This is a genomic window from Embleya sp. AB8, from assembly GCF_049739465.1.
Taxonomy (GTDB): Bacteria; Actinomycetota; Actinomycetes; order Streptomycetales; family Streptomycetaceae; genus Embleya.
On the sequence record NZ_JBMHHY010000024.1, the window covers coordinates 106,749 to 123,350 of the forward strand.

A 16,602-nucleotide genomic window follows, 5' to 3' on the forward strand; every position below is an offset into this window, starting at 1 on the left:
CCCCGGGAGACCGCCGATGAGCACCGCCGCCACCCCAACCGCACCGACCACCACCCCCGACGACGCACCGCGCGCCCAGCGCAACGGGCGGCCGGCGACCGTCGAGGACCTGACGCCTCTCGCCTTCGCGGGCTATGCCCACTTCACCGCAATGCAGGTACGCGACGGCCGGATCCGCGGCCTGGACCTGCACCTGGAGCGGCTGCGCTCGGCCTCCGTGGAACTGTTCGGCCTGGCGCTGCCCGACGAGCGGGTCCGGGCGCTCCTGCGTACGGCCCTCGCCGACGGTCCGGCCGACCGGTCGCTGACCGCCACCATGTACTCCTCGGCAGGCGAGTTCACCGCGCGCGGCGTCGACACGGAGCCCGACGTACTGGTCCGTACCGCCGCACCCCACAACGGCCCCGCCGGCCCACTGGCCCTGGCCGCCGTCGAGCACGAACGCGACCTCCCGGCGGTCAAGCACGTCGGCGAGGTGGCCAAGACCTACCACCTGCGCCGAGCCGTCGCCCAGGGCTTCGACGACGCCGTGTTCGTCGACCGGCGGGGTCGACTCAGCGAGGGCACGATCTGGAACCTGGCCTTCTGGGACGGCACCGCCGTGGTCTGGCCGGTGGCCGACCTGCTGGGCGGCATCACGATGGCCATCCTCCGCCGGCAGTTGGACCGGCTCGGCGTCCCGCAGCACGACCGGGAGATCACCCTCGCCGACCTGCCGACGCTGAGCGGTGCGGTGGTGATGAACTCGTGGACGCCGGGGGTGGCGGTACACCGGATCGATGGCGTGACCGTGCCCGAGGCGCCGGGGTTCGTCGAACTGCTGCACCGGGCCTACGCGGCGGAACCGCTCACCGCGCCGTAGGGCGCGTAGGGCGCCGCGACGTCGGGGGTGGGGGTCGGTCGGTCGCCCCCGCCTCGGGCCCTACCAGCCCTACCGGCTCTACCGGCTCTACCGGCCCGAGGCCCCGGCGCCGGCCCCGATCCCGGTCCCGATCCCGGCCCCGATCCCGAGGAAAGGCGTGACCTATCCGAGCCTCGACGCGGCGGCTGCTCGGGCACCGGCCTCCTCCACCGCCGTTCGCTGATTCCTACGATCACCCTCATGACCGTCACCCATACCTATGAATACGAATGGCGAGGCGACTTCGCCGACGTCGACCTCAACGCCCTGCACGCCGAGGGCTTCGACCACCCGCCCGTCGACATCGGCTGGTCCGCGCGGGTGCGTCGGCACAGCCTCGGCTGGGTCTGCGCACGGGAACCCGGCGGTCGGCTGGTCGGGTTCGTCAACGTGGCCTGGGACGGCGGGGGCCACGCCTTCGTCCTGGACACCGTGGTGGACCGGCGGCACCGAGGCGGCGGGATCGGCGCCGCGCTGGTCGCGGTGGCGGTGCGCGAGGCGCGGGCGGCGGGGTGCGAGTGGTTGCACGTCGACTTCGAAGGCCACCTGAAACGCTTCTACTTCGACGCCTGCGGCTTCGCGCCGACGGACGCGGGCCTGATCCCGTTGCATGGGGCCGGCGGCGAATAGCCGCCCGTCGGGCAAGCGTTCCGCCGCCCCATCCCCTGCGCCGGGTCAGTTCGTCCGGAAGCCCCGCCGGTGCCCCCACCGGACCAGCGCGGCGAACTCCCGGTAGGCGCGGCGGTGTCGCTCCCACGCGTCGGGATCGTGTCGGTATTGGCTCCCGGTCACGGCCACCCGGCCGGCGAGTTCGTCGCGCAGACCCCACCAGGTCAGCAACTCCAGTCGGCCGTGCCGCTCCCAGGCGAGCCGTTCCTCGCGAGTCTGACCGATCATGAACGCGCTGCCCGAACCACGGGCCTGGGCCTCGGCTTCGGCCAGGTAGCGCGGGATCAGCACATTGGCGATCGCCTCGTCGGCGAAGGCGATCATCACCTGTTCGGGAGTGGGCGTTCGGTACGCCCACGCCGCGCCCGCCGGGCGACGCGCCTCGGCCGGGCCGTCGCCCACGCGCGCCGCCGGGACGGTGGTGTCGGCCACCGCCGAGCGGGCCGGCGGGCGGCGCCGCCGGCGCGGCAACCAACCCATCCAGCGCATCAGTTGCCGAGTCATCACGCCTCCGCTTCTCGGCGCGCGTCGGCCGTGGCGCACCGCACGGCCAGCGTCTCACTGCCGGGGGGCGCCGTTCCAGTCGCCCCCGCGACCGCCGTCACCCACTCGTGGCACGCCACGCGCGATCTTCCGGAAATGCCATCTCTTCCAGGTGGATTGACCCTAAGGTCGGGACAAGTTGCCTTTTGGAAGGGATTTCGATTTGAAGCTCCGCAATGCGGCCGGTGCCGCCGTGGCCGCCGTCGCGCTGGTCCTGTCGCTGCCCGGCACGTCCGTGGCCGCCCAAGGCGCGTTCCACTACAAGTACGTCGACGACGACGGCCACGAGCGGCACGCAACCCTGCACGACCCGCACAGCGGCAGGTGCATCAACCTCTACGGCGTCGGCTCCGACAAACTTGAGCCGGGCTACGCGCCGCACAACGACACGGACAACTGGGCGAAGGTCTACGTGGGCGCCGACTGCAAGGGCGCCGAATGGCGCCTGAAGCCGCACGGCAAGCCGGCCACGGACGCGCTCAAGCTGCGCTCCGTCCGCTTCGGCGACGCCGACTGACCCTGCTCTTGCCACGAGCGTGCGCCACGGCGACCGCCGCCGTGCCCGGCCCGGATCGAACGATCCGGGCCGGGCCGATGTGCAAAAGTTCATCCACCGCTCAGCTCGTCAGGCCCGCGAACATGCCGGGCTCGTAGGAACCGCCCCGCTGATGCACCGTCACCGCAAGCCGGTTGGCCGCGTTGACCAGGGCCACCAGGGCGACCAGCGCGGCGATGCGGTCGTCGTCGTAGTGCTCGCGCACCTGGGCCCAGGTCTCGTCGGACACGCCGTGGTGGGCGTCGGCAAGCCGGGTGCCCTCCTCGGCGAACGCGAACGCGGCCTGCTCGGCCTCGGTGAACACGGTGGACTCGCGCCAGGCGGCGACCAGGTTGATCCGGGTCGTGCTCTCCCCGGCGGCGGCGGCCTCCTTGGCGTGCGCGTCGATGCACCAGCCGCAGCCGTTGATCTGGCTGACCCGCAGCGACACCAGCTCCTGCGTGCCAGTCGGCAGCGGCGACTGGGAGATCACCTGACTGGCATTGAAGAATCGTTTGCTGAACCTGGCGCTGATCTCGTTCTCGAACAGGTTGAAACGGGGTTCCATGACGTCGTCCTCAATCGTGGTGGTGCACTTGGTCCGGCACCGGACGAACAAGAGATGCCGGCGACCCGCCGCCTGTGACGGAGCTGCGGTGTGACCTGCGCCACCGCTCCCGGGTGTCACAAATCCGCGCGGACCGGCGTCTTGTGCGCGGGGCACCGCCGAGAGCGAACAGGCAGGAGCAACTGGTGAAGAGCGAGCACGACGAACGCAATGAGCGCGGCGAACACGACGAACACGGCGAGCACAACGAACGCGGCGAACACGGCGAGCACGACGAACGCAATGAGCACGGCGAGAGCGGCGAACCCGGCGAGAACAGCGAGCCCGCAGCGGACCCGGCCGGGCAGCCGCCCGCCGCCGATGGTGGGCGCACCGACCCCGCCACCGAGACCTTCGTCGCCCATCGCAACCTGCTGTTCACCGTCGCCTACGAAATGCTCGGCTCGGCCGTCGACGCGGAGGACGTCCTGCAGGAGACCTGGCTGCGCTGGGTGGGTGTCGATCTCGACGCGGTCCGGGATCGGCGTGCGTACCTGGTCCGGATCACCACTCGCCAGGCGCTGAGCCGGCTGCGTACGCTCGGCCGCCGCAAGGAGTCCTACGTCGGCCCCTGGTTGCCCGAACCGCTGCTGACCGCCCCGGACGTGGCCGAGGACGTCGAACTGGCCGACAGCGTCTCGATGGCGATGTTGCTGGTGTTGGAGACGCTCACGCCGACCGAGCGGGCGGTGTTCGTGCTGCGCGAGGTGTTCGACCTCGGGTACGACGAGATCGCCGAAGCCGTCGACAAGAGCCCGGCCGCGGTCCGCCAGATCGCCCATCGGGCCCGGGCCCACGTCGCGGCACGTCGACCGCGCGGGTTGGTTTCGCCGGCCGAGACCCGGGACGCACTCGACGCGTTCCGACGGGCGGCCGAGACGGGTGACCTCCAGGGCCTGCTCGACATCCTCGCGCCGGATGTCGTCTTCCTGGGCGACGGCGGCGGCATCAGGCAGGCCGTTCTGCACCCGGTCGTGGGGGCCGACAAGGTGGCCCGCCTGCTGACCGCCGGGCTGGGTCGGATGGCCGCCGTCGGCACGCTGCGGCCGGCCCACGTCAACGGCTACCCGGCGCTGATTCTCGGGCACGACGGCGCGATCGACACCGTCGTGGCGGTGCGCATCGACGACGGGCTCATCACCGGGCTCTACGCCCTGCGCAACCCCGAGAAGATGTCGCACCTGCGACAGGAGACGACGCTGCGCCGCTGAGGCCGGGGCGCTCGGGAACGAATCGGGCACGAACACGACGTGCCCGGCGCACGATCGGGCGGGCTCGGCGCTTCGGCGCTTCGGCGCTTCGGCGCTTCGGCGCTTCGGCGCTTCGGCGCTTCGGCGCTTCGGCGCTTCGGCGCTTCGGCGCTTCGGCGCTCACCGGTGGCGATCGGCGAACAGGTCCTCCAGTTCGGCCGCGTACAACAGGGCGGCGTCGAAGGCCATTCCGGTGAAGTGTCCGGCGAGTTCCAGGGACAGGACGCCGTGCAGCCGGGTCCAGAAGACCAGGGCCCGATGCAGGACGGCGGGCGACGCGGGATGCTCGCGCGCCCACTGCCGGTGGTCCGCGAGGTCCGCGAGGTGTGCGTCGAGCGGCGACGCGGCGGACTCCGCCAGGCCATCTGCGAGGCCATCCGCAGGGCCGTCGGCAGGCATCACGGCGGTGCAGGCGTCGAGCATGATCGCCATGATCCCGTCGGCGATCGCGGTGACGTCGTCGGGCGCGTGGTAGCCGGGAACGGGCGTGCCGAAGATGAGGAGATATCGCTGCGGATCCGCCAGGGCCCAGTCGCGCAGGGCGTACGCGAGCGCGGCCGGATCCGGGCCGGCCGACGCGCCGGCCGCGCGGAGGGTGTCGGCGAGGCTGCGGTAGGCGTCGGTGACCAGCTCCGTGATCAGCTCGTCGCGGCCGGCGTAGTAGCGGTAGAGGGCGGGTCCGCTCAGGCCCATCCGCTTGGCGATCGCGTTGAGCGAGAGCGCGGAGGCTCCGTCGGTGGCGATCTGCGCCCAGGCGTGTTCCTTGATCTCCGCGCGCACCTGGGCGCGATAACGCTCGCGCGGGGTCGCCGTATCGGTCTCCGCCATGCCATACCCCTCGTCGAACCTCGGCAGCTACACACTCAAGTTCCAGTGAGAAGGTATCACGAAAGTTCTTGACGATGGCCAATCACGAGCGCTACAACTTATAACGAACGGCAAAGCACCTAAGCATGCACGGGAAGCATGCACAGGAAGCCCGCACAAGAAGCAAAAACAAGGAGAAGGTCATGTCAGTCTCGACAACATCCCCCGCACGGACCGACCGGCGTATCCCTCGGGCGGTGACCATCTCCGCCTGGGCGGTCCCCGTCATGGTCCTCGCCCAGTTCGCCCTCCTCGCCGTGGTGCCGGTGGCCATCGCCCTGTACGGCGCCCTCACCCGAGTCCACGACCGAACGATCCGCGCGACGGCCGCCCTCGTGGCCGTCGCCTTCGCGATCCCGCTCACCGTGTGGCTGGTACGACCCGACGGCGCGCAAAGCCTGTCCAAGGACATCCACCCGGCGTTCGTCGCCCTGATCGTCGCCGCGTCCGCCGCCCTCCTCTTCACCATCCACCGGCCCCGCCGACCCTGAAGACTGTGCCGACGCGGTACACGACCGGTTACTGGTTATGCGCACGTCTACGTCTACGTGTACGTGTACGTGTACGTGCTCAGCGCCGCTACAACTCCGCGTAGCCGGTGAGCAGTGCGGTCAGGATGTCGGCCAGCCTGGGTTCGACGTCGACGATGCAGTGGGACAGTTCGGGATCGGTCTCGTAGAAGGCGCGCAGCCGGGTGCCGGGGGCGGCCATCTGCCACAGGGCACCGGCCATCGACGTGGCGGTCACCACCACACCCTGCGCCTGTTCGGGATCCAGCGGCGCGATCGTGCCCAGCGTGGCGCCGATCGCCGCGACCTCCGCGATGGCGACACGCTTGAAGGCCCGGACGGTGTCGGTGGAGACGTTGCGTTCCAGATTCAGCGGGGTGTGGGCCAGCAGGTCGCAGAAGAGCGGGCGGGCCACCAGCGACCGGGCCAGTGTGTCGGCGATCGAGCGGGCGGTGCGATCCCACTCCGGCCCACCGGTGGAGGCGGGGCGAGGCGTACCGACTTCCAGGCGCCTGTCTTCCAGGCGCCTGTCTTCCAGGCGCCTGTCCTCCAGGCGGCTGCGCACCTCGGCCGACCAGTCCCGCCAGGCGTTCGCCGCCAAGCGCAGGAAGATGTCCTCGCGTGTCTCGAAGTAACGCAACATCGCGGATTTGTGCATGCCGACCTCGTCGGCGATGGCGGTCACGGTCACCTCCCGCACCCCATCCCTGGTCGCCAGGCGCGCCGCCGCCGCGAGGATCGCCTCCTCGCGGAAGCGCTTGGCCTCGGGGCTGCGAGCGCGCAGGAAGTCGGCATCGGCGTTGGTCACCACCCCAGCATAACGAAACGGGGTTTCGGTAATACGGCGACCCCGTTGCGCGATTGGTGCGGCGACACGCGCGGGTACGCCCAATTACCACAACAAGGTTGCACTAATAACAAAACTGTGTTGCGCTAGAAGCATGACTGCAGAAACCCTCACCTGGTTCATCACCGGCTCCTCGCGCGGCTTCGGCCGCTCCCTCACCGGCGCCGCGCTGGCGGCCGGCGACCGAGTCGTCGCGACCGCCCGCCGGCCCGAGCAACTGGCCGACCTGGTCGAGCAGTACGGCGACCGGGTGTTCCCCGTGGCGCTCGACGTCACCGACCGGCCGGCCGCCGTGGCCGCCCTACAGGCGGCGGTCGACCACTTCGGCGGGGTCGACGTGGTGGTCAACAACGCCGGATACGCGAACACCTCGGCGATCGAGACCACGCCCGAGGACGACTTCCGCCGTCAGTTCGACACCAACTTCTGGGGGGTCTACAACGTCTCGACGGCGGCGCTCCCGGTCCTCCGGGCCCAGGGGGGCGGCACGATGGTGCAGTTCTCCTCGATCGGCGGCCGGGTCGGCAGCACGCCGGGGCTCGGGTCGTACCAGGCGGCCAAGTTCGCCGTGGACGGCTTCACCCGAGTGCTCGCGGCCGAGACGGCGCCGTTCGGCATCAGGTGCCTGGTGGTGGAGCCGGGCGGCTTCGCCACGGACTGGGCCGGAGCCTCGATGCAGGTCCCGGAGGTCGCGCCCGAGTACGAGTCGACGGTCGGGGAGATGGTGCGCCTGTTCCAGAGCGAGGTGTCCTCCCAGGGCGACCCCGAGCGGGCCGGTGAGATCCTGGTCCGACTCGTCAGGCAGCCGGCCCTCCCCTCCCACCTCATCCTCGGGGCCGGTGCCGTCGAGATGGCGCAGGGCTACTCGCGCAGCCAACTGGAGGAGGCGGCCAGGTGGGAACCGGTGAGCCGGTCGGCCGACTTCGGTCAGGATTACCCGGCCGACCCCGCCGACCCGGCCGCCGTCGCGCGGGAAGCCGGGGCGTAATAGGGCAGTTCGCGGTCAAGGCCACGCTCTTGACCGGCGCCGCCGGCGGCCGGGCCGCTGCGCCGACACGACTGTGACCGAGCGGAACAGCGGAACACCGGAATCGGGGTCGGACCGCCACAGCCCGCACCGGGAAGTGGCGGTGCGGGCGGGCGGGGGGGCACTCGTTTCGGTCTCGCGCGCGATGGGGAGCGGGGGCGTTGTCGTGGCCTGACTCGGCGTCAGCCGGAAGGCGTGGCGCAGTACTCGGCGTTCAGGATGGGGAGGAGGGTCTCCGCTCCCCACGTGGCGTTGTAGTTGAACGCGAGTTGGTGGCGGCCGTCCTCGGTGGTGGCGACCGCGGAGATCCACCCCACGGCACCTCCGTCGTGGAACCACAGCGTGGTGCCGCAGCCCAGCGTGAACCGTTCGATGCCGAGCCCGTAGGTCGCGCCCGGGAACTCGGGGTTGTCGACGGTCGTCTTCATTTCCGCCAACTGCCGCGCCGGCAGCAGCTTCCCACGCATCAGAGCCCCGTAGAACCGGTTCAGATCGGCTGCGCTGGAGACGATGTCGCCGTTGCCCCAGCCCTGCGACCCGTTCATCTCGGTGACATCGTCGATCCGGTCCGGCTGCGCCGCGAAGAGCTTGGAGTAGCCTCGGCTGCTCGGCTTGGGCAGGCGGATCCGGTCGCCGGGGTTGGACGTCGCCTCGAGCCCGAGGGGTTCGATGATGCGGTCGTGTACCTCGTCCTCGTACGACCTGCCGCCGGCCTCCTCGATGATCAGCGCGGCCAGGACGTCGTTGGTGGCGGAGAACGCGTGCCTGGCACCGGGCTTGAACGACGGTTCGTGGGAAAGGGCCACGTCCACGCGCCGCTCGGGCGTCAGGGTGTCGTACCGGTGCCGGAGGTAGCCGTCGCCTTCCAGGTACGTCTCGCCGTATTCCTTGTCGGCAAGGTAGTTGAACAGGCCGCTGGTGTGGTTGAGCAGCTGCCGTACGGTGATCTCGCGGCCGTCGTTGCCGTTGCCCCGCACCAGGCCGGGCAGATGGCGCTCCACGGTGTCGTCGAGCGCGAGCCGGTTCTCCGCCTCCAGCTGGAGAAGGACGGTTGCCACGAATGTATTGGTGAGGTTGCCGACCCGGAATCGGTCGTTCTTGCCGCGCGGCGCACCCGTCTTCAGGTTGCCCACGCCCGACGCCGACTTCCAGACTCCGTCGGCATCTCGTGCCGCGGCGGTGACGCCGGGGACCCCGGCCCGTACAGCCGCGTCCATCGCACGTTGCGTCCCCTGGTGGCCGACCGTCGCGGCAGCCGGATCCCCCGATGCCCGGGCGGGACCCGCGAAGGCGGTGGCCACCAGCGCGACCGCCGCCAAACCGACCACGGCGGCCCTTGATCTCTTGCGTATCGCCATTCCCCGCTCCGCTCCTGAGAGTCGTCTGTACTCGGCGCCATGCCGTAGAGCTGTGCCGTAGCTGTGCGGTACTCGTGCGGTCCTTCGGCGGCAGCGTAGGTCACCGGTGTTGCGCGTGGGGCGCTTGCGCCGCAAGAGCAAAGGCGACGACGAAGACAATGACAACGGCGAAGACGAAGACAAAGACAAAGACAAAGACGACGGAGTGATCGAACAGCACGCCCGGAAGCTCGCGGGACCGGCGGGCGCGGGTCACCCGGCGGTGGCTTTCCCGGTGGCGGCTCTCCGCACGGGACGGCCGGCGAGCGGCGGAACGTGATGGGTCACGCTCGCCGCCGGCGCCCACGGTTGAACAGTGGTGCGGGTGTGCCGAGGCGTCGCTCCCGTGTCTCGGCGCCGGGACACCCCGACCCGCGGCGTGTTGCGGCCGTTCAGCCTATCCGGGCTCGGCCCCGGCCTCGGCCGTCAGCGGTAGCCCGTCGTGTCGGCCGGCTTGCCCGGGTCCTGTACCTCGACGATGTATCGCCACGCGTCCGGGCGGCTGCCGTCGACGTCGGTGAACCCGTACTCCCTCGCCATTTGCCCGCTCGACAACGAACTGCCGTTCCAGCGTGCCACGTTGGGGTCCGAGGCCAGCGCCGCGACCGCACGGCCGACGTAGGTCGGACTCTCCGAGATGGCGAAGTGCGGCTCCTTGGTGAGCGCGTCCCGCCAGGTCTCCTCGGTGACGCCGAACAGGTCCAGCATCAACTCGGACCGCATCCACCCCGGCGTCACCACCACCGCGGTCCCGCCATACGACGCCAATTCCTGCGACTGCGCGAACGCCAACCGGATCACCGAAGTCTTCGCCAGGTCATAGAACATCGAGTTCCGGTAGTGCTCGGCGTTGTACTCGGCCGTACCGTCCGTCATCTCCACCACGAGCCCACCCGGCCGCCGAATCAGCAGCGGGAGCGCGTAGTGACTGGTGATCAGATGCGTATCGATCGCCAACCGAAGGATCCGCAGTCCCTTATCCAGCGAGTGCTCCCACAATTTCTCGTTCCACCCGAACAGCCCCTCGCCGCCCCAGATGTTGTTGATCAGGACGTCCAACCGGCCCTGTTCACGGTCGATCCGCGCCACCAACGCCTCGACCTCGCCCGGCACGAGATGATCCACGCAGACCGCGATCCCACGCCCCCCGGCGGCATCCACGAGTTCCGCGGTCTCTTCGATGGTCTCGACCCGATCGATCTCCGAGCGCTGCTCCCGCGTGCTTCGTCCCGTCACGTAGACGGTCGCCCCGGCACCCCCCAACTCCACCGCGATAGCCCGCCCGGCCCCCCGAGTCGCCCCCGCAACCAACGCAACCTTGCCACTCAATGCCTTCGTCATGCGCCCATCCTCACCCCCAATCCCTGACAACCTACGTCAACAATTCCCGGCGAGTCGGCGCGCGAATGGGTGGGGTGGAGAGCGGGTGAGCGGGCGAGCGGACGGGCAGGCGAGCGGACGAGCGGGCGAGCGGGCGAGCGGGCGAGCGGGCGAGCGGGCGAGCGGGCGGACGAGCGGGCGGACGAGCGGACGAGCGAGCGGACGAGCGGACGGACGAGCGGACGAGCGAGCGAGCGAGCGGGCGAGCGGGCGAGCGGGCAGGCGAGCGGACGAGCAGGCGAGCGGACGAGCAGGCGGGCGAGCAGGCGGACGGGCCAGCGAGCGGACGAGCGGGCGGGCGGGCGGACGAGCGAGCGGACGGGCGAGCGGACGAGCGGACGAGCGGGCGAGCGGACGGGCGAGCGGACGAGCGGGCGAGCGGACGAGCGAGCGGGCGGACGGGCCAGCGAGCGGACGAGCAGGCGGACGGACGGACGGGCGGACGGACGGACGGACGGACGGGCGGACGGGCAGGCGGACGGGCGGACGGGCGGACGGGCGGACGGCCGTACGGGCAGTCGATCAGGCGGGCGCGCGGCCAGGTACGCGTGTGGGTGGCCGGGCGAGGGGCGCGGGCGGGTGGGCGCGCGGACGGGTCGAGGGGGTGACTCGGTTGTCGGCTGCGGTGGTTCCCGGGGTCGGGCAGAACCATCCGAATGAGTGCGTTGCGTTAGCCTTCGTCACTTTGTGCTTACACTCTGGCCATGGCGTGGCGCGTGGATGTGGGTCGGCGAGGCGTGTGGGCGGTGGTCGTGCTGCTCGCCGCCGCGCTGCTGGCCCATGGGCATCTCGTCTCGGCCGCCGGGCATGCGTCGGACGGCCCTCCGTCCGTGGCAACCGCCGCCATCGTGCCCGCCGTCGCCGAGGATGTAGCGGCGATTCCCACCCTGCACGCCGATGCCCCCGAACACGCGGCAAGGCACGTCGTCGACGGTGACGCCGACGTCAACGCCGCAGCCGATCAGGCCCGGGCTGGGCACCCCCTCGCGCCCGATCCGCTCGGTCCCGCAGAGGCGTTGGCCCTGTTGCTCTTCGTCCTGGGCCTGCTCCCCGCCATCGCCCACACCCCACGGACCGAAGGCCCACCAGGCACGCCCCTCGGCCGACCCGCCCCCACCCCTCCGCACGGGCGATCCCGCAGCGAACTGGTCTGCGTCAGCCGTACGTGAGCGGCCCACCGTACGCACGCGTCGCCCGTCGAAGGCGCGCGCGTACGGCGCCGCGCCCCGCGCACACCCGCTCACGTACGCCGATCCGCGCCCTCCCCCGGGACGGATCGCGGGAAGACCAGGCAGGCCATGTACACATCACCCGCCCACACCCCACACGCGACATACACGACATACGCGACCGCGCTCCACCCCGGACCCGTCGCCGAACTCGTCGGCAACACCCCAACCCTCTGGATCGGCGCACCCTTCGCCACCCACGGACGCGGCTTCCACGCCAAGTTGGAGGGTCACAACCCCGGCGGCATCAAGGACCGTCCCGCGCTGCACATGGTCGCCCGCGCCCGTGAACGCGGCGAGCTCGCCCCGGGCGCCCGAATCGTCGAGTCGACCTCCGGCACCCTGGGTCTGGGCCTGGCCCTGGCCGGGATCACCTACGGCCACCCGGTGACCCTGGTCACCGATCCCGGCCTGGAACCGTCCCTGCACCACCAGCTCCGCGCCCACGGCGCCGCCGTCGAAGTCGTCGACGCACCCCACGAGTTCGGCGGTTGGCAGCAGGCCCGTCGGGACCGGGTCCGGCAACTGCTTTCGGACCACCCGGATTCGTGGTGTCCGGACCAGTACAACAACCCCGACAACACCGCCGCGTACACCGGCCTCGGCCTGGAACTGACCGTACAGCTGGGCCGCGTGGACATCCTGGTCGCCGCCGTGGGCACCGGCGGACACTCGGCCGGCGTCGCCCGCACGCTGCGCGCGCTGCACCCGGACACCCGCCTGGTCGGCGTCGACTCGGTACGCTCCACCATCTTCGGCCAACCCGCCGGCCCCCGACTGATGCGCGGCCTCGGCAGCAGCATCCACCCGGGCAACGTGGACCACGCCGCGTTCGACGAGGTGCACTGGGTCGCCCCGGCCGAGGCGGTCTGGGCCTGCCGCACGCTGGCCGCACACCACTACGCCGCCGGCGGCTGGTCGGTCGGCGCGGTCGCCCTGGTCGCGGGCTGGGCGGCCCGTACCCACCCCGCCGGTACGCGCATCGCGGCGATCTTCCCCGACGGCATCCACCGCTACGTCGACACCATCTACAACGACACCTACTGCCGCACCCACCACCTGCTCGACCACACCCCCGAGCCCGAACCCGACACACTCACCCACCCCCGGGAACGCCCCGTGCAACGCTGGACCCGCTGCCCCCTCGACCGCGGGACGGCGCTCACGAGCAGGGCGGGTGCGCGGTGAACCCCCAGACCCCCCAGGCCCCCCAGACCCCCGAAACCTCCCCGACCCGGCGGTGGCAGCGGCGGCAGCAACGGCAGCGACGGCAGCGACGGCAGCGACGGCGACCCAGCCTGCGCTCCTTCAGCCCAGCGGTACGGCTGTTGATGCTGCAACAGTTCACGATCAACACCGCGTTCTACATGCTCATGCCGTTCCTCGCCACGCACCTGGCCGACGACCTGGGCCTGGCCGCGTGGTCGGTGGGCCTGGTCCTGGGCACGCGCAACCTGTGCCAGCAGGGGCTGTTCCTGGTCGGCGGCGCGCTCGCCGACCGCCTCGGCTGTAAACCGGTCATGCTGGCGGGCTGTGCGTTGCGGACGGCGGGGTTCGCGTTGCTGGGCTTCGGGGTCACCCTGCCGACGCTCCTCGTCGCCGCGGCACTGACCGGGTTCGCGGGTGCGCTGTTCAACCCCGCCGTACGCGCCCACCTCGCCGCCGAGGCGGGCGAGCGCCGGGTGGACGCCTTCGCCCTGTTCAACATCGCGTACCAGGCCGGGATGTTGCTCGGCCCGGTGGTCGGCATCGCGCTGCTCAACGTCGACTTCCGGCTGGTGTGTACGGTCGCCGCCGTACTGTTCGCCGGACTCACGGTCGCACAGGCATACGGTCTGCGCCGCACGGTGCCGACGCGGACCCCGGGCGCGGAAGGCGGCAACTGGCGGGTGGTGGTGGCCAATCGGCCGTTCCTGCTCTTCTCCGCGGCGATGACCGGCGCATACGTCCTGACCTTCCAGCTCTACCTGGCCCTCCCCCTCCGGGCCGGCGCCGCCGCGCCCGGCCACGAACAGGCCCTCACCAGTGCCCTGTTCGCCACCTCGGCACTGGTCGCCGTGGCCGGTCAAACGCGCATCACCACCTGGATCAAATCCCACTGGACCCGCGAACAGGCCCTGCACCGCGGCCTGATGCTGACCGCCGGCGCCTTCACCCCGCTCCTGCTCCCAGCCATGCCGACCGGCGGCGGGGCGCTACGCCTGGCCCCGCTGTTCGTGACCACCATCGTGCTGGCGATCGGGACGGTGGTGATCTACCCGTTCGAGATGGACACCGTCGTATCGCTGGCCCGCAACCGCCTGGTGGCCACGCATTACGGCCTGTACAACACCATCTGCGGCATCGGCATCACCCTCGGCAACCTCGCCATCGGGGCGCTGTGGGACACCGGCCACCCTGCTCTTTCGTGGCTCGCCCTGACCGCAACGGGCCTGCTCTCGGCCCTCGCGGTCGCCGGGTTGAGCCGCCGGGGCCTGCTACGGCCGACCCCGGCACCCACGATCGGGATCGGGATCAGCCAAGAAGCTTGACCGCCTGGTAGTAGGTCCACGCCGTGCCGTTGCACGTGGCCCGGGCCACCGCACCGTACGGGGCACACACCCGCTTCAGGTCCTCGTACAACGCACTGTCGAGCCGCGCCTTGTTGGCGGGAAAGGCGCCGGCCGCCTTGTAGTTGCGGTATCCGAAGTCATGGCGAGCGCAGGAGTTGGCGAACGGAAAGCCGAGCGGGTTGTCCGGCGAGAAACTGCAATAGTCCGTCGACCAGTCGAAGGCGTATGCAGTCCACGAACCCTGGTGCTGCCGGGCGGAGTTCCATGCGTTGTAGCTACTCGCGCTGGTCTGCGTCCAGTTGGACAGGACCTGCGCCTTGTCCGCCGGCACAGCGTTGACGGGCGACCCCACGGCCACACCGGCGACAACCGTCATTGCAGCGGCAGCAAGGGTTGTGCTCAGCCGACGCATCAATTACCTCCAGGTTTCCGACGCACCCGGATACGGGCCGCCGCAGCACAGGGGTGTACAGCCGAACTCCGAACTCCCGCTCCCGACCCCGCAGATGCGAACCGGAACCAGGCAACGCCAGCCATCCCACAGCACCAACGACCCACGCGTCTATGGGCCACGACACCAACTCGGGGACGGGGAGGTCCAAGGCGGGTTCGCGCCGGCGGGGCGGATAAACGCGAGTTGAGGCAGGGCCCGGGCGTGGGTGGGGACATCCCCGCACGCGTGGGGCAGATCGCCATGTTCGTGGCGGCCCGCCCTCCCCCTGGGGGCATCCCCGCACGCGTGGGGCAGATACTGCCTGACCTGGGGCTCTACCGGTGAGTAACAGCGTTCCCCATCGCTTGCACCTCGCCACCGGCACGTGCTCCCTCGCCCCAGCCCTACCTCACTGCTTCAACCGCGCCGCCGCCTCCGCCAGTAACGCCTGGGCCAGGGCGGAAATTACCGTTGGGTCCTTGAGTGCGGCCACCAACGCCGCCGTGTCCACCTGCACCGGGGTCGGCGCGGCGATCTTCCCGTCGATCTCGGCCACCTTCGCCGTCAGTGCAGCCAGGGCCGGCTCCAGGTACGAGCTTCCCGAACGCAGCAATTCCCAGACCTCCGGCACGTAGCCGGACGGCAGCGCCGCCGCCGGGACCTTCGTGTGGAGCAGTTCGTCGGGTGTCACTTCGGCCTCCTCTGCGGGCGGGGTCGCACGCCCCGCGCGATAGTCGTTCGGGTCGGCGGTCGGCGGGCAGCCGTCCGGAAAGTTCGGAGCGAAGTAGCCGACGATCTTGGGGTCGTGGCGGAGGTTGCGGTGCGCGTACACGCCGTTGCCCTGGCCGCCGTCGCCGCCCGTCGGCAGCGTGTTGCCGCCCTTGGTCCATACGTACGTGTCGTCGAACCGCAGTACCAGCTCGGTGTGCGCGCCGTTCGAGAAGTTCACCCACGCCCCGACCGACGGATACTCCGACCACTGGCCACGAGCGCGCGCCCAGTCGCTGAACACGTCCACGTTGTCGACCTTGGGCACCAGGTCCGCGAGCCCGACGTCGTCGTACATGCACCAGTCGAAGATCACGCACCACGGGACGCCGTCCTCGCCGAACCGCCGCCCCCACTCGGTGTGGTTGTCCCAGCCGTCGGTGTCGTTGTGGCCCTCGTAGATGCCCTCCGGGATCGACTGCACATGGTCGACGAGCCGCTCCCACGACCGGGGCCCGGACGCGGGCGGCGGTGGTGGCGGCGGCGCGGACGGCGCGGAACCCGCCCCGAGCCAGGCCCGCAGGTCGTCGGCCGAGCCGTTGTAGACGTCGACGTCGAGCGGCGATTCGGCGTACTGGTGAAACTTCCACGGCGCCTGAACGGCCGGGTTCCCGGCGGCCCGCTGATAGTCCGCGATCCACAGGAAGTCGCCGAACGTGTCGTTCGTCCGATGCCACCAGTCCAGGTTCGTGTACATCCCCACCAGGCGGCCGGGATAGCGCCCCTTGACAGCGGCGAGCCACGTGTCCTTCCACGCCGTGCAGGCCGCGTCGCTCCGCCCCTGGTTGTAGGGCTCGAAGTCCAGCACCAGGAATTCGCCCGCCGGCAGGTCCCCGACCGTGCCGCAGAAGAAGTCGACCTCATCGCCTACGGGGTTCTCGCTGTGCATGAAGTGGTAGTGGCCGAGCGCCAGTCCGCGCCGCCGCGCCGCCGCGACCTTCGCGTGATAGGTGTGCTGGGCCGTTCGCCGGCCCTCGGTGGCCTTGACGATTACGAAGTCGGCGTCGTCCGGAATGGACGACTGGTAGTCGGAGACGTCATATCCCCTGGCCAGTGCCATACGCGGCCCTCCTCGAGCCATGAGTCGT

At 70.8% G+C, this 16,602-nt stretch carries 18 protein-coding genes; 9 read left to right on the forward strand and 9 right to left on the reverse strand.

Annotated elements, in window-relative coordinates:
• The first annotated feature begins 16 nt into the window (after positions 1-16).
• Complete coding sequence (locus tag ABIA38_RS32125; RefSeq protein ID WP_424642402.1) at positions 17-862, forward strand: aminotransferase class IV family protein; 846 nt, start codon at positions 17-19, stop codon at positions 860-862.
• A 240-nt stretch (positions 863-1,102) separates the two neighbouring features.
• Positions 1,103-1,531 carry a GNAT family N-acetyltransferase gene (locus tag ABIA38_RS32130; protein WP_424642403.1) on the forward strand — a complete coding sequence of 143 codons (429 nt, stop codon included), beginning with the start codon at positions 1,103-1,105 and terminating at the stop codon, positions 1,529-1,531.
• Between the two features lie 45 nt (positions 1,532-1,576).
• Here ABIA38_RS32130 and ABIA38_RS32135 read toward each other — a convergent pair whose 3' ends face one another.
• Complete coding sequence (locus ABIA38_RS32135; RefSeq protein ID WP_424642404.1) at positions 1,577-2,074, reverse strand: hypothetical protein; 498 nt, start codon at positions 2,072-2,074, stop codon at positions 1,577-1,579.
• A 202-nt stretch (positions 2,075-2,276) separates the two neighbouring features.
• Here ABIA38_RS32135 and ABIA38_RS32140 point away from each other — a divergent pair, with 202 nt between their 5' ends.
• On the forward strand, positions 2,277-2,630 hold the full coding sequence (locus ABIA38_RS32140; RefSeq protein WP_424642405.1) for a hypothetical protein: 354 nt from the start codon (positions 2,277-2,279) through the stop codon (positions 2,628-2,630).
• 100 nt (positions 2,631-2,730) lie between these two features.
• Here the strand turns inward: ABIA38_RS32140 and ABIA38_RS32145 are convergent, their stop codons facing one another.
• Positions 2,731-3,216, reverse strand: coding sequence for a carboxymuconolactone decarboxylase family protein (locus ABIA38_RS32145; protein ID WP_424642406.1), 486 nt, complete (start codon positions 3,214-3,216; stop codon positions 2,731-2,733).
• Between the two features lie 185 nt (positions 3,217-3,401).
• Between ABIA38_RS32145 and ABIA38_RS32150 the strand changes: the two genes are divergently transcribed.
• Positions 3,402-4,466 carry an RNA polymerase sigma-70 factor gene (locus tag ABIA38_RS32150; protein WP_424642407.1) on the forward strand — a complete coding sequence of 355 codons (1,065 nt, stop codon included), beginning with the start codon at positions 3,402-3,404 and terminating at the stop codon, positions 4,464-4,466.
• A gap of 159 nt (positions 4,467-4,625) precedes the next feature.
• On the opposite strand, the gene ABIA38_RS32155 is transcribed toward ABIA38_RS32150, so the two are convergent.
• Positions 4,626-5,333: a TetR/AcrR family transcriptional regulator gene (locus tag ABIA38_RS32155; protein WP_424642408.1), complete on the reverse strand. Its 708-nt coding sequence runs from the start codon at positions 5,331-5,333 to the stop codon at positions 4,626-4,628.
• Positions 5,334-5,569: 236 nt separating this feature from the next.
• On the opposite strand from ABIA38_RS32155, the gene ABIA38_RS32160 reads away from it, so the two are divergent.
• Positions 5,570-5,863: a hypothetical protein gene (locus ABIA38_RS32160; RefSeq protein ID WP_424642409.1), complete on the forward strand. Its 294-nt coding sequence runs from the start codon at positions 5,570-5,572 to the stop codon at positions 5,861-5,863.
• Between the two features lie 88 nt (positions 5,864-5,951).
• Here ABIA38_RS32160 and ABIA38_RS32165 read toward each other — a convergent pair whose 3' ends face one another.
• Positions 5,952-6,689 (reverse strand): TetR family transcriptional regulator, encoded by a 738-nt coding sequence (locus ABIA38_RS32165; protein WP_424642410.1) that lies wholly within the window; start codon positions 6,687-6,689, stop codon positions 5,952-5,954.
• Positions 6,690-6,822: 133 nt separating this feature from the next.
• Between ABIA38_RS32165 and ABIA38_RS32170 the strand changes: the two genes are divergently transcribed.
• Complete coding sequence (locus tag ABIA38_RS32170) at positions 6,823-7,716, forward strand: SDR family NAD(P)-dependent oxidoreductase (RefSeq protein WP_424642411.1); 894 nt, start codon at positions 6,823-6,825, stop codon at positions 7,714-7,716.
• A gap of 221 nt (positions 7,717-7,937) precedes the next feature.
• Here the strand turns inward: ABIA38_RS32170 and ABIA38_RS32175 are convergent, their stop codons facing one another.
• From ABIA38_RS32175 to ABIA38_RS32185, 3 genes are all read right to left on the reverse strand, one after another.
• Positions 7,938-9,113, reverse strand: coding sequence for a serine hydrolase domain-containing protein (locus ABIA38_RS32175; RefSeq protein WP_424642412.1), 1,176 nt, complete (start codon positions 9,111-9,113; stop codon positions 7,938-7,940).
• Between the two features lie 100 nt (positions 9,114-9,213).
• Complete coding sequence (locus ABIA38_RS32180; protein ID WP_424642413.1) at positions 9,214-9,369, reverse strand: hypothetical protein; 156 nt, start codon at positions 9,367-9,369, stop codon at positions 9,214-9,216.
• 209 nt (positions 9,370-9,578) lie between these two features.
• On the reverse strand, positions 9,579-10,493 hold the full coding sequence (locus ABIA38_RS32185; protein ID WP_424642414.1) for an SDR family oxidoreductase: 915 nt from the start codon (positions 10,491-10,493) through the stop codon (positions 9,579-9,581).
• Positions 10,494-11,236: 743 nt separating this feature from the next.
• Here ABIA38_RS32185 and ABIA38_RS32190 point away from each other — a divergent pair.
• From ABIA38_RS32190 to ABIA38_RS32200, 3 genes are all read left to right on the forward strand, one after another.
• Complete coding sequence (locus ABIA38_RS32190; RefSeq protein ID WP_424642415.1) at positions 11,237-11,701, forward strand: hypothetical protein; 465 nt, start codon at positions 11,237-11,239, stop codon at positions 11,699-11,701.
• A 129-nt stretch (positions 11,702-11,830) separates the two neighbouring features.
• A complete protein-coding gene (locus ABIA38_RS32195) occupies positions 11,831-12,949 on the forward strand; it encodes a PLP-dependent cysteine synthase family protein (RefSeq protein ID WP_424642416.1) in 1,119 nt (372 codons plus the stop codon).
• A gap of 110 nt (positions 12,950-13,059) precedes the next feature.
• Positions 13,060-14,292, forward strand: a complete 1,233-nt coding sequence (locus ABIA38_RS32200) for an MDR family MFS transporter (protein ID WP_424642464.1) — start codon at positions 13,060-13,062, stop codon at positions 14,290-14,292.
• On the opposite strand, the gene ABIA38_RS32205 is transcribed toward ABIA38_RS32200, so the two are convergent.
• Positions 14,276-14,725 carry a phospholipase gene (locus tag ABIA38_RS32205; protein ID WP_424642417.1) on the reverse strand — a complete coding sequence of 150 codons (450 nt, stop codon included), beginning with the start codon at positions 14,723-14,725 and terminating at the stop codon, positions 14,276-14,278. The genes ABIA38_RS32200 and ABIA38_RS32205 overlap by 17 nt on opposite strands.
• Before the next feature lie 430 nt (positions 14,726-15,155).
• The gene (locus tag ABIA38_RS32210) at positions 15,156-16,574 is read right to left on the reverse strand and encodes a glycoside hydrolase family 25 protein (protein ID WP_424642418.1); all 1,419 of its coding nucleotides are present in this window, start codon (positions 16,572-16,574) and stop codon (positions 15,156-15,158) included.
• Positions 16,575-16,602 lie beyond the last annotated feature (28 nt).